This window comes from Acinetobacter sp. 24-47-47, assembly GCF_057737035.1.
In genome coordinates this window covers 2994450-3007585 of the sequence record NZ_CM173216.1, presented here as the reverse complement: position 1 = coordinate 3007585, position 13136 = coordinate 2994450, and the positions used below count along the sequence as shown (strand labels likewise).

At 39.7% G+C, this 13136-nt stretch carries 15 protein-coding genes; 3 read left to right on the top strand and 12 right to left on the bottom strand.

Annotated elements, in window-relative coordinates:
• Positions 1–52: 52 nt before the first annotated feature.
• Positions 53–1054 carry a riboflavin biosynthesis protein RibF gene (ribF, locus tag AC1M9E_RS14195; protein ID WP_481586944.1) on the bottom strand — a complete coding sequence of 334 codons (1002 nt, stop codon included), beginning with the start codon at positions 1052–1054 and terminating at the stop codon, positions 53–55.
• A gap of 192 nt (positions 1055–1246) precedes the next feature.
• On the opposite strand from ribF, the gene AC1M9E_RS14190 reads away from it, so the two are divergent.
• Positions 1247–1813: a 5'-methylthioadenosine/S-adenosylhomocysteine nucleosidase family protein gene (locus tag AC1M9E_RS14190; protein ID WP_035270546.1), complete on the top strand. Its 567-nt coding sequence runs from the start codon at positions 1247–1249 to the stop codon at positions 1811–1813.
• Positions 1814–1890: 77 nt separating this feature from the next.
• Here AC1M9E_RS14190 and AC1M9E_RS14185 read toward each other — a convergent pair whose 3' ends face one another.
• The 10 genes from AC1M9E_RS14185 to AC1M9E_RS14140 all read right to left on the bottom strand — a co-directional run bounded on the left by AC1M9E_RS14185 (position 1891) and on the right by AC1M9E_RS14140 (position 10917).
• Complete coding sequence (locus AC1M9E_RS14185; protein WP_035264923.1) at positions 1891–2505, bottom strand: TetR/AcrR family transcriptional regulator; 615 nt, start codon at positions 2503–2505, stop codon at positions 1891–1893.
• Between the two features lie 315 nt (positions 2506–2820).
• Positions 2821–3615, bottom strand: coding sequence for an ABC transporter ATP-binding protein (locus AC1M9E_RS14180; RefSeq protein ID WP_481592770.1), 795 nt, complete (start codon positions 3613–3615; stop codon positions 2821–2823).
• Between the two features lie 8 nt (positions 3616–3623).
• Positions 3624–4421: an aliphatic sulfonate ABC transporter permease SsuC gene (gene ssuC, locus AC1M9E_RS14175; RefSeq protein ID WP_481611850.1), complete on the bottom strand. Its 798-nt coding sequence runs from the start codon at positions 4419–4421 to the stop codon at positions 3624–3626.
• A 53-nt stretch (positions 4422–4474) separates the two neighbouring features.
• Entirely contained in the window at positions 4475–5650 is a 1176-nt protein-coding gene (gene ssuD, locus AC1M9E_RS14170; RefSeq protein WP_488224865.1) for an FMNH2-dependent alkanesulfonate monooxygenase, read from the bottom strand.
• 21 nt (positions 5651–5671) lie between these two features.
• On the bottom strand, positions 5672–6604 hold the full coding sequence (locus tag AC1M9E_RS14165; RefSeq protein WP_488225217.1) for a sulfonate ABC transporter substrate-binding protein: 933 nt from the start codon (positions 6602–6604) through the stop codon (positions 5672–5674).
• Between the two features lie 81 nt (positions 6605–6685).
• The gene (locus tag AC1M9E_RS14160) at positions 6686–7660 is read right to left on the bottom strand and encodes a sulfonate ABC transporter substrate-binding protein (RefSeq protein WP_481591997.1); all 975 of its coding nucleotides are present in this window, start codon (positions 7658–7660) and stop codon (positions 6686–6688) included.
• A 362-nt stretch (positions 7661–8022) separates the two neighbouring features.
• Entirely contained in the window at positions 8023–9375 is a 1353-nt protein-coding gene (argA, locus tag AC1M9E_RS14155) for an amino-acid N-acetyltransferase (RefSeq protein ID WP_481953244.1), read from the bottom strand.
• A gap of 150 nt (positions 9376–9525) precedes the next feature.
• Positions 9526–9903, bottom strand: a complete 378-nt coding sequence (locus tag AC1M9E_RS14150) for an RcnB family protein (protein ID WP_180000335.1) — start codon at positions 9901–9903, stop codon at positions 9526–9528.
• 179 nt (positions 9904–10082) lie between these two features.
• A complete protein-coding gene (locus AC1M9E_RS14145) occupies positions 10083–10481 on the bottom strand; it encodes an RcnB family protein (RefSeq protein WP_180000337.1) in 399 nt (132 codons plus the stop codon).
• Positions 10482–10761: 280 nt separating this feature from the next.
• On the bottom strand, positions 10762–10917 hold the full coding sequence (locus AC1M9E_RS14140; RefSeq protein ID WP_171076739.1) for a hypothetical protein: 156 nt from the start codon (positions 10915–10917) through the stop codon (positions 10762–10764).
• 220 nt (positions 10918–11137) lie between these two features.
• Here AC1M9E_RS14140 and dapB point away from each other — a divergent pair, with 220 nt between their 5' ends.
• A complete protein-coding gene (gene dapB, locus AC1M9E_RS14135; protein WP_035264896.1) occupies positions 11138–11959 on the top strand; it encodes a 4-hydroxy-tetrahydrodipicolinate reductase in 822 nt (273 codons plus the stop codon).
• Between the two features lie 55 nt (positions 11960–12014).
• Complete coding sequence (locus AC1M9E_RS14130) at positions 12015–12665, top strand: START domain-containing protein (protein ID WP_180000339.1); 651 nt, start codon at positions 12015–12017, stop codon at positions 12663–12665.
• An 18-nt stretch (positions 12666–12683) separates the two neighbouring features.
• On the opposite strand, the gene AC1M9E_RS14125 is transcribed toward AC1M9E_RS14130, so the two are convergent.
• Positions 12684–13094: a hypothetical protein gene (locus tag AC1M9E_RS14125; RefSeq protein WP_481586939.1), complete on the bottom strand. Its 411-nt coding sequence runs from the start codon at positions 13092–13094 to the stop codon at positions 12684–12686.
• Positions 13095–13136: the final 42 nt, after the last annotated feature.

The window sequence follows — 13136 nt, the reverse complement described above, 5'->3', positions numbered from 1 at the left end:
CTTCCAATTTAATCAGTCTAAAGCTGACGCGTTTTACAAAAATTAAGGAGTATTAATAAGGAAAGTTGGGGTTGTTTCGGCGAAACTCAAGCAGTTGCTCAACATCATCATCGATCCCAGCTTTGAGTGCTTCTAGCGAAGGATAATTCTTTTCGCCATGAACAAAGTTCAAAAAGGTTACCCGCATTAACAGACCATACAGATTAGCAGAAACATCAGGGAAATGTACTTCTAATCGCCACTCTGGATGTTCCTGTTCGATGGCTGGTCGGGTGCCGACATGTCCTGCACCGAAAAGGGCTGTAGCCTCATAACCAGCGATACCTTGATATTCGGCATTTTCATTGCGAACTTTGTCTTTTAACGATTCTGTTTCACAAATCACTTCAACACCATAGATGCCATGCAAACAGGGCTTATGGCGGTTTAGACGAACATTGATAGTTGGAAAGTTAATGGTGCGACCGATTTGATCACCATATTGAACACGACCCGTAATGCTATACGGGCGACCAAGTAGCTCCGCAGCTTTTTTAAGGTCCCCTGTAGCCAAAGTTTGGCGTATTAAGGTAGAGCTAATACGCTCGCCATTCAGTTCAACGTTATTTAAATCGGTGACTTGAAAACCATAATCGCGCAAGAATTGGCTATTACCTTGTCGGTTTTTACCAAAATGATGATCTTCACCGAGTACTAGGCTTTGGGTATTCAGTTTGTATTTTAGAATATCAGCAAACTCTTCCGCACTTAAATTACGAAATGTGTCATCAAATTTAGCAACAACAATATAGTCGATACCAAGTGCAGCCAAATGTTCCACTTTTTCACGTAATGAACTAATTCGTGGTGGTGCATCGTAACTTTTAAAATATTCTAAAGGCTGTGGCTCAAAAATCATCACCACAGTTTTTAAATCTTGTTGTTGTGCTATGTCTTTTAATTGCTGAACCATCGCCTGATGACCCAAATGAACACCATCAAAATTGCCAATGGTGACGGCAGTTTTGGGCAATTGAAAGTTGGGCGCTAAAGCATTCAGACGGAGTAGCTTCATGGGCGAAATGGTGACTAAAATTAATTTGGGCTATATATTGCCATATTCTCACAGTTTCGTCTTGTTGTTGTGTTTTTATTCAATACTTTTCTTATTCTAGATCAAGATGCTTGAGTCATTAGATCAAAGAAACTTTTATTTCCGGATATATTTTTGTCTAATGTGTTCCATTCAATATTTAATGAGTAAGTAATGTCTGATCTAGCCCTAATTATGGCCTTAGCAAGCGAATCTAAAGGATTATTCGAAGCTGAAAATATTGCAGTGCATTACAGTGGGATTGGTAAGGTCAATGCAGCATTTAAAGCTTTTGAAGTGATTCAAAAGACAGGATGCACAACTTTGCTGAATTTAGGAACAGCAGGAAGTTCGCATTTTGATGCACATTCCTTGGTTGAAGTAACAACATTTGTACAGCGAGATATGGATGTTTCACCGCTTGGCTTTGAAGTTGGTGTTACACCGATGGATCAGGAATTTCCCGCAGCGATTAACCTAGAGCCGTATTTTCAACATCTTCCCAAGGGCATTTGTGGGACTGGCGATAGCTTTGAAACTGGTGAACCTAAGGTGCCATGTCAGTTGGTTGATATGGAAGGATATGCGCTCGCCAAAGTATGTAAGAAACTTGGCGTTCGTTTGATTTCCGTGAAATACATTACAGATGGGGCAAACGACACCGCACATTTAGATTGGGAGGAGAACTTGTTGTTGGGCGCTCAAAAATTATTGGCTTTATATCAGAGTATGGAACACTAGATTTTGAAGATTTTGGCGACCATAGAAACTATGGTCGTATGCCAGAGATCAATCTCGAAGAGATTTAGATAAACCAATTATGGTCGAGGTAAAATACCGTATAGCATCATATGGACTGTATGCTCGATGGTACGTTGATACATGGTGCGATTGCGCAAGGTTTTTCCCGTTACCATTTCAGTTTGGGTGCTAAAATCAGCATAGTTTTGTGTGATACCCCAAAGGTTAATAATTAAAACCTCAGCATCGATCTTGTCTGATATTTTGCCTTGCTCTTGCCACGTGGAAATGACTTTAGATTTGCGTTTGAAGAGTTTTTTTAATGGGCCTTTCAAAATTGGCAGGATATGTGGTGCGCCTTGGATAATTTCTAAAGCAAATAATTTTGATGCTTTATGTTGAGTACGAGAAACCTCGATCTTTTGCATGAGATATTGCGTGATCGCTTCAGCAGGCTCTAAATCAGCTTCCAACATTTGCAGTGGAGCTAACCATTTTTGCATGACAGTAGTCAGCACTTCGACATAGAGCGCTTCTTTATTTTCATAGTAATAGAAAATATTCGATTTGTGCATTTCCGCGAGTTGTGCAATTTCATCTAAGCTTGCACCACTAAAACCATACACAGAAAACACATCTAATGCAGCAGCTAAAAGCTGTTGACGTTTTTGCGTACTCTTCTTTTGTTCCATCTCGTCAGTAAATTATAAAAAGGAACCTCAAATTGTACGGCAAAATGTGCGATTTGTGCACAAGGATTAGGGCATTTGCAAAAGAATATGAAGAATAATTGTGTAGTTAAGTGATAAAACTAATAATAAGACACATGTACAATCTATTTGATAAACAAATACATATTACTCAGGTGGGAAATGCTGATCGAGAATATCTTTTAATTTAATTAAAAAAAGCCATTTACCAGTACGAAAAGTGTCTAATTTTCCGACGAAAATTAGACACTTCCATTTACCTTATTCAACAATTCAGAATGTCATATTTTGCATCGATTAGGTTGAAAGTACGGCTTCCAAAACTTGTTGTTCAAGCTCTGCAAATTTGACATTTTTTTGTCGCGGTCGTGGTAAATCTACTTTGAACTGATGTGCGATATGACCTTTATCGAGCAAAATAATACGATCTGCTAACTGAACTGCTTCACTGACATCATGTGTCACTAAGATGGTGGTGAAGCCTTGTTCTAACCATAGTTTCTCAATCAGATTTTGCATGTCTAAACGCGTAAGCGCATCTAAAGCCCCCAAAGGTTCATCAAGTAATAGTATTCGAGGTGTATGAGACAAGGCACGTGCTAGCGCTGCTCGTTGACGTTGTCCACCTGAAAGTTGTGCAGGCCAAAGTTCAGCTTTTTCATTTAAGCCAACTTTTTCCAATAATGCTTCAGCCTTATCATGCTGGGATTTATCTAAGCCCAATTGCACATTTTTTAAAATGCTTTTCCATGGTAATAGGCGAGGATCTTGGAACATGACGCGGATGTCATCTGCGGTAATACCTTCACGAAAGTTCAGTGCAGATTTAAATTTAATCTCACCATAACTCGGTTGTTCTAAATCCGCGATTAACCGTAACAACGTACTCTTACCACAGCCACTTCGACCCACAATGGCAACAAATTCACCAGGTTCTATATGTAGGTCTAAATCCTCTAATACTTTAACTTTGCCATAGAACTTGTGCAGTTGTTCAATATTGATTTCTGCACCGATCTTTTGTGGAGCTGATCTGGCATGATCTGGAATGACATGTTCATCAGCGAGATTTGAAATACTTAAATCAGTCATACGCATTCCTATTTTTGATAGCCTGGATGCCAGCGTAATAAATATTTTTCTAAGGCAACCGCCAGTACATCCGCTAATTTACCAAGTAGGGCATACAGTAGAATCCCAACTAAAACGACATCTGTTTGTAAAAATTCACGCGCATTCATGGTCATGTAACCAATTCCAGCTTGTGCCGAGATGGTTTCAGCCACAATTAAAAGAACCCAAACTAAACCTAGTGCGAAGCGCAAACCAACTAAAATGGAAGGAAGAGCACCTGGTAAAATAATTTCTTTGTATAACTGCCAGCGTGTTAAACCATAACTCTTGCCCATCTCGATCAGCTGAGGATCTACAGATCGGATACCGTGATACGTATTGATATAAATTGGGAAAAACACGCCAATCGCGACCAAAAATAATTTGGCAGATTCGTCAATTCCAAACCATAGAATCACCAATGGAATTAAAGCTAAAGCTGGAATATTACGGATCATTTGTAGGGTCGTGTCGAGTAACGTAGAGGCTACTTTAGATGAGCCATTTAACAATCCTAAAAATAATCCTAAGCCCCCACCAATCAGCAAGCCAATCAGTGCACGTCCCGCACTGACTTGGACATGTGTCCACAGTTCACCACTAAGCAATAGATGCCAAAAAGCCAAAACCACTGCGGTTGGAGCAGGCAAGACGCGGCTTTCTAAAATGCCAGTGACTGATGCCAGTTGCCAAATCACAATAAGGAAAATGGGTACTAACCAAGGCATCAAACGTTGCCCCAGTTGTTTGGTTCCTCGAGAGAGAAAACCTTCAGCTTTAACCACCTTGGTTTTACTCAACACGATAGAATGCTTTTGAGTTTTATTTACCGCTGTTGTCATGCCGGCTCCTGAACCTGATCTCCTTTTTTATTTTCTTCAGGAGTGTAGTTATTCGCGACAATCTCACCAAAAGGTCCAGTCAGATTCGGTTGAGTCAGTTTTTGGCGTGTTTCTAATGGTAGAAGAGGGAATACCAATTCAGCAAAACGAATTGATTCTTCAAGGTGCGGATAACCAGAGAAAATAAAGGTATTAATGCCTAAATCTGCATATTCTTGGATACGTGCCGCCACAGTTTCAGGGGCACCTACTAATGCCGTGCCTGCACCCCCACGGACGAGACCTACGCCAGCCCATAAGTTTGGTGACACTTCAAGTTTCGAGCGATCTCCATTATGAAGTTCAGCCATACGACGTTGACCAACAGAGTCCATTTGTTTAAATTTTTTCTGTGCCGCAGCGATGGTTTCATCATCAACATACTGAATTAATTCTTCAGCAGCTCTCCATGCTTCCTCGTTGGTTTCGCGTACGATGACATGTAAACGAATACCGTAATCTAGGGTGCGACCTTTAGCTGCCGCCTTAGCGCGGACATTTTCAATTTTTTCTTTAACCGCTGCTGGAGGCTCTCCCCAAGTTAAATAGGTATCCACTTGATCGGTTGCCAGTTCAACAGCATCATCAGAAGAACCACCAAACCACAATGGTGGATAAGGTTTTTGGACGGGTGGATATAATAATTTTGCATCGTCCACGCTTAGACGTTCACCATGGAAAGTGAAGCTTTCACCCGTATGTGAGCGTTTTAAAATTTCGCGCCAAATCGTAGTATATTCAGTCGCAGTTTTATAACGCGTTTTATGATCTTCATAGACGCCGTCACCTTTTAACTCTTGCTCATCACCACCAGTGACCAAGTTCAATAGAACACGGCCATTTGAAAGACGGTCAAAGGTTGCTGCCATACGTGCAGCCAGTGCAGGAGTGGTTACCCCTGGACGCAAAGCAACGAGAAATTTAAGATTTTTGGTGGCATCAATTAAACTTGCAGCAGTTAACCATGGATCTTCACAAGAACGGCCGGTTGGGATAAGCACACCTTCATAACCTAGATTATCCACCGCCACAGCGATTTGTTTCATGTAGGCATGGTCGACAACACGTCCGCCTTTGCTTGTACCTAGGTAGCGACTATCACCATGAGTAGGAATAAACCAGAAAATTTTCATTACTTAAGTCCTTAATATGAGTTACTGACCAGTCCATACGACTTGGTTAATTTGTATCGGTTTAGGAATGATTTTGAGCTCAGCAAAGCGATCAGCCAGTTGTTGCTGATCTGCAATGACTTTCGCGGTTAAAGGTGCTGCATAAGATGGACGAGGTCGGCGCTGAACAAAGGTTTGGCTCACATTCGGCTTTAAACCTGTTGTTTTGGCAAAAATCCTTGCTGTAGTTTTTAAGTTCTTTTGAACCCATTGATCAGCAAGATTAATCTGTTCAATGACACCTGAAATCGCTTGAGGATGTTTGTCGATAAACTTGCCTGAAGCGAGATAGAACGTGTAATTCGGGCTCAGCCCTTGTCCAGTGGTCAAAACTTTTGCTTTATCTTCAAGTTCAGCAGCAGCGTAATACGGGTCCCAAATGGCCCATGCATCAACAGCACCTTTTTGGAATGCTGCGCGTGCATCAGCAGGACTTAACCAAATTGGTTTTACATCGCTCCATTGCAAACCTGCTTTTCGGACGGCTTGGACCAATAGATAATGTGAACTAGAGCCACGATGTACTGCGACACGCTTGCCTTTGAGTTGTTTAAGCTGAGTAATGTTGGATTTTTGCGGTACTAAGATTGCTGAAGAAAGTGGCTTCGCCGCCTCATAAGCAATGTAATGCAAAGGTTTGTTTCCTGCTTGAGCATAAACAGGGGGGGTATCACCTGTTGCACCAATATCCACTGAACCCACTGCAAGTGCTTCTAAAATTTGAGGACCACCAGGGAACTCATTCCATGTAATTTTGGCATTGGGAAATTCTTGCTCAAACAGTTTTTGCTGTTGAGCAATCACCAAATTCACGGAAGATTTTTGGAAGCCAATGCGTAATTCTTTCACTGAGGGATCAACAGCCCATGCAGCTGAGCAACCCAACATCGCACAGGCAAATAGCATCGTTGTCATTGAATGACTCGAGGTTTTAAACCAAGTGTGTGCTGTATTTGCTGATTGATATTGAGTCATGTTCATCACCTTTTCATGTTGTTATTTGGGTGTAGGCGCAATAATTGCGGCCTGAATATTGATTTTGTTTGGAATCAATTTCTGTTGATGGAATACATCCGCAACTTTTTGCTGATGTTGAGCAACTTCAGTACTAATTGGGTAAACGCCGAAGCTCATACGTCCAATTGAGGTTTGAAGAATTTTGAAATCTAGACCTGTAGGCTTCACGAGCAGTTGAGCTGCTTCGTCTTTATTGGAAGCAATCCAATCTGATGCTTCATTAAGTTCTTGAACAACGGTTTGTATAATTTCAGGATTCTGTTCAACGAACTTACGATCAGCCATATAGAACTGGTAGTTATTGGCATTCCCTTCGCCAGAAGCGAGAACACGTGCGCCGATTTGATGCTCTGCTGCTGCAAAGAACGGATCCCAGATTACCCATGCATCGACTGCACCGCGCTCAAATGCTGCGCGAGCATCCGATGGTGGTAGGTAAACCACTTCAATATCATCAAGCGTCAAATGATTCTTTTCTAAGATCTTCAAGAGAAGATAATGAACGTTGGAACCTTTGTTTAACGCTACACGCTTACCTTTAAGTTGTTGAATATCTTTGATGTTCGAATTTTTTTGAACAATCAACGCTTCAGCGCGTGGAGTCGCAGGTTGATTTGCGACATAAACCAAATTTGAATTCGCTGCTTGGGCAAAAATAGGGGGTGCTTCACCGACTTCACCAAATGAAACACTGCCGACATTCAAACCTTCTAACAGTTGTGGTCCACCTGGGAACTCTACCCATTTCACTTGAATGTTTTGATCCTTCAAAGCGGCTTCTAATTCACCACGTTCTTTAATCACGGGCAGTAAGCCATACTTTTGATAACCGATATTTAACACTTGGGTTTTATCTTCTTTTTTTGAGTCGCAACCAGTGAGTAGCAAAGCACCTGTTAACGCAGAAGACAAAATGAGTGTTTTTTTCCAAAGATTAGCGTTAAAGCTGCTCATATTGAAAATCCTGAAAACTTAAAAATAAAAAAATCAAAAAAAATAAATGCGTCATGTAACGCGCCTAAGTTAATGAATTTTCTATTTCGTAAAAAATAAGAATTCAGGAATTCCTAATGAATAAAAAAGATAAAATTAAAAGAGAAAAAAATATCTAAAAAAATGCAAAAGGCTCAATCTAAGAATAACGATATTTTGTTTCTAAGTTTATGAAATATATAAATATATATTAAAATATTAAATTGTGATAAGGATATGATTTGTATGAATATATCGAATGATTGTGAAGATAGTTCACCTAGGAATATCGATATATAAAAGAAAGATAAAGCAGTTCATAAGGGTGCAATAAAAAAGCCACTTTAGAGTGGCTTTTTACAAACAATTGAGTTTCTTTGGAAATTATAAAGTGCCTGACGCGCTTGTGGTAAGTCATCCACCGATGCTTTGACAAACCCTTGTTCCAAAAACCAATGTGCGGTTCGTGTCGTAAGAATAAATAACTGTTGGATATTAGACTTTTTTGCTTTCTCTTCTAAATAGTGCAAGATTTGGCTACCACGGTTTGATTTTCGGTAACTTGGATGTACCGCCACACAGGCTATTTCTGCAGAACGAATTTCATTTGACTCAGTTGGTATTGGATATAATGCTGCACAAGCCAGAACCATACCGTCACGTTCAATCACAGCGAAATGATCAATTTCATTTTCCAAGCGTTCTCTCGAGCGGTATACCAAAATGCCTTCTTGTTCTAATGGGCGTAATAAACTGATTAATCCACCGACATCTTGAATCGTTGCCGTGCGGACTTCTTCATAATGTGCATCGGTGATCATCGTGCCATGCCCATCACGAGTAAATAATTCTTCGATTAATGCACCATCATGTTCATATGACAATAAATGAACGCGGTTAACGCCATTTAAAGAGGCTTCCTTGGCATTTTGTAAATGCAATGCCAATTCATAATTTTGCTCTAAAGCAACGTCAATATGTTGATCAAGCTGATGCGGGGTCACTTCGCGCAACAACTGCTGTGGGTTTTGCATTAAACCTTGTTCGGAACCGAGAAAAATGAGTTTATCGGCACCGAGTTGGATAGCTGTTTTGGTCGCCACTTCTTCAGCAAGCAGGTTATAGACTTCACCAGTGGTTGAATAACCTGAGGGGCCAAGCAATACAATATTGTGATTGTCCAAATGCTTTTGAATCGCATCTGCATCGACTGAACGCACTTCACCGGTAAGTTGATAATCGATGCCGTTACGAATGCCATAAGGTTTAGCTGTTATAAAATTACCAGATACCACATCAATGCGAGCACCATACATGGGTGAGTTTGCAAGTCCCATAGACAATAAGGCTTCGATTTGTAAACGGATTGAGCCTACGGCAGACATGACCGCACCTAATGAATCACGTGTTGTTACTCTACGATGATTATGAAAAGGGCTATCTAAATTCTTCTCAGCAAGATTTGCACTGATTTGTGGTCTTGCTCCATGAACCAGAATAAGTCGAATGCCGAGAGAATGTAAAAGCGCAATATCATGAATAATATGTTGAAAATTTGGTGATTGAACTGCTTCGCCACCAAACATTAAAACAAAGGTTTTATTACGATGGGCGTTGATATACGGCGCTGAGTTTCGGAACCAATGCACATATTGCTGTGTCATATTTTGAGTTGTATCTATTGAGTCCGATTGCATGCATGTACCGATAGAAGCGGGAAGTGGTCATCAGATTCTAAACAAAAAAATGATTTTCCACACCTGCATTAAAATAAAGACATAAAAAAGCCCAAACTGAGTTTGGGCTGAGTGCAGGGAAGATCAATTTGAGAAGATCTAGGAATAAGCTTATCCGATAATACGCACGATGCGATCTGTACGCTCATTCACTAAGACATAGTCACCATTAATTTTGTACCACTGCTGGTTACGCGCCGCTTTAGGTAGATTCTTCGCTTGACGATCACTTAACTCAAATTTTGAAGAGTTGAATTGACGTGGTAACTGTTGACCTACTCGCCATTGACGGCTTGGATTTACATTTTGGAAGCCACGATTTTGTTCATAGCGGTCATGTTGATATTTCGCAGGCTGACCTTTATTCCAATGCGCTGGTGGTGGAGTTGGTTTTGAATAGTGACGGCCATCGTCATGTGGACCAGCCATCGCAGATGTTGCCAATAAACCACTCATTGCTAATGTAAGTACTGATACTAACTTTTTCATGTGGGATACCTCTAACTTTGTTATTTATCCGATATCGCTAAAGTACAAAATGATTTGAGATAAACCGTGGAGAGATATAGTCAATTTGTGAAATGTATGAAGAAGTGATGAAGATGAATGATTAGGATTGCACTCAACAAAAAACCCGACATAAAGTCGGGTCGATTTACACGTCAAAATTAATCTTGCTGGATTTTCAAAATACTATTGCTGTTTGAATCCACCAGAATAAAGTCATTATTCACTTTGTACCATTGTTGGTTTTTACCAGGTTTTGGTAGGTTATGATCTTTATATTCGGTTTTATAACTATTGCCACGATAGTGTTGAGGCATGACGTAGCCAGTTTGCCATTTATGTTGACGTAAACGTTTTACGCCACGCTCTTCTCTGTTTTTACGACGATCTTGGAACTCTTGATCTGATGAAGCATCATATTGAGTACGTTGCTCAAATCCTTTACCGCGTTCACGTGAACCTTTATCTTGGTAGTCATCAGAGTAAGGAGCAGCATTGGCAATATTTGCTGTAAATATTGCACTTAAAGATAATGTCAAAACTGTCATAATCTTTTTCATATTCCGCCCTCGTTGACCTTATAAATTGGGGTTCACACTAATGTACTGAAAAAATGCAGAGAAACTGTGAAGATAGAATGTAATTTAGATTAAAAATAACGAGATAATAAGAACATATTTTAATAGGAATGAAAATAGAAACCGATGCTTTAGCTGAGTAATCGTTGCTTTGAGCAATTTTAAATTTTGAATCCTAATATGATTTTTAAATTGTAAATATTTTAATAACACAGAAGATGATCTTCCTTTAAATGTGAAAAATCATCTGATCCGTTTCATCTCAGTGCCACTGATTATGATATTCCTGCAATTGTTGAATGGCTTCGATAATGATCCACGCAGTTTCGGCATGATCTAAACCTTGAACTAATGAAGCATCCAACTGTAACTGTTCGATCGTTTGGATCGTTGATAATTTTCGAGCTTGGTCTGCCATATTATTTCCTTATAAAAGTGTTGAATTTCATGGCATTGATCATAGTTAAAATTTATAAATATAAAAAACCGAATATTTTTCTCAATTTAATCTGATTATTCGATTAAAGTTCAAATCAAATGCTTAGAAGACAGCATAATTTTTTATATCGATAAACTTAGCGTATGTATAGACTTTTGTTATAGTAAGAACAATTTTAAAGCAACACTAGGAATAGGTTATGTCTGTCGCTCCGCGTATTGGGATTTTAGGTGCTGGTGGCCGTATGGGTCGTACATTGATTCAAGCAGTTCAAGATGCCGGTTATCAATTAGCAGCAGCGGTAGAGCGTCCAGGCAGTAGCCTTATTGGCGCTGATGCAGGCGAATTAGCGGGTATTGGTACACTTGGTGTGAAAGTCGTGGGTGATATCCAAGATGTTTTAAATGATTGCGATGTATTTATTGATTTTACTGCACCAGTTGCAACTGAACAGCATTTGAAACTGTGCCGTGAGGCTGGTGTTGCATTAGTGATCGGTACGACGGGAATGAACGATGAGCAAAAAGCATTTTTAGATGAAAGTGCAACGATTGCTCCTGTAGTGTACGCAGCAAACTACTCCGTAGGCGTGAACGTATCCATTAAACTTTTAGAATTAGCATCTAAAGTCTTTGGTGACAGTGTCGATATTGAAGTGATCGAAGCACATCATCGTCATAAAGTTGATGCGCCATCAGGTACTGCTTTAATGATGGGTGAGGCGATTGCTGATGCATTAGGTCGTGATTTGAAGCAAGATGCTGTGTATCACCGTGAAGGACATACTGGTCCTCGTGAACGTCAAAGCATTGGTTTCCAAACCATTCGTGGTGGCGATATTGTGGGTGAACATACGGTAATGTTTATTGGTGAAGGTGAACGTGTAGAAATCACACATAAAGCCACGAATCGCATGAATTTTGCTGCAGGTGCAGTACGTGCAGCTGCTTGGGTTGTAGGTAAAGCACCGAAAAAATATGACATGAAAGACGTTTTAGGCTTCAACGATATCAAAGTTTAAGTTTAAAAAAACTGCGTGATCATCTAAATAATAATGTTAAATATGAAGAATAAAAATGAAGAAAATTTCTATGATCTGCTTGCTTGTCAGTGCCATTGGCCTGACAAGCCAAGTTCAAGCCAATGAAGCCTCACGACTCACCATTAACAAAAACAATATTAAGGTGTGGACGATACAAAATCCTGATCATCCTGTGTTGTCCTATCGTGCTGAAACAGTAGTGGATGCTTCACTCGAAAGAGCAGTTGCAATTGTTTTAGATGTAGAAAATGCAAAATCATGGGTACCCAATGTCGGTTCAGCACAGGTGATTTCTCAAGATTTGAAGCAAGGTGAATTTAAACTCTACATGGTGTTAGATTTTCCATTTCCTTTGAAAGATCGAGACCTGATTGTGCAAGGGAAAATGTATAAGGACTCAAAAGGTATTATTCATATTAAGAATAAAGCTTCGCAAACGGGAAAATCGAAGAATCCTCAGTATATTCGGCTGCAACACTATGTTGGAGACTGGAGCTTTGAACAGATTGGACCGAATAAGGTGAAGGTCAGTACTTCAGGATATGCGGATCCAGAAGGTGCAATTCCACAAAGTGTGACCAATATGTTTGTACAACAGCAGCCTTATCAAATGTTGCAAAAAATGAAAACTGAATTAGCAAAATCTCAATCTGCGCAGATACCGTTACCAGATATTTTGAAATAATGAGTTTAAATTAGGCATTTAATCATTTTTCAAAGTGTAAGCTGTAAATTGCTTTAACTCTGCTGCTTGAGGCAAATGAAAACTCAAAATTGGTTGCTTTGTCTTAGATGCCTGATCCAATAGAAAAACTTGGTAGGTCTGTTTTTTGGAATCATCACATTGAAAATTTAAATTTTTTTGTGTGGGACTATTGAGCTTGACTGCATGATCAGAAGACACGGTGTAAAGGTAAATTTTCTGCTGATCTGGAGATTCAATACTTTTTGTAAAACGATAATGACTGTTGTGCGTCACTTTTAAGAATCCATCAATTAAGGATGTACAAATAAATTTTTGCTCAAGTGCAGCTTGATCGATCGCATGCTCTGGTTGGCAAGCTGTCAAAAGTGTTACCAAGGGTAATATCAAATATAATTTATCGTTGTTCATGTGGCCTCCTGTGTCTTTTTAACTGTAAGACCATCATAAATT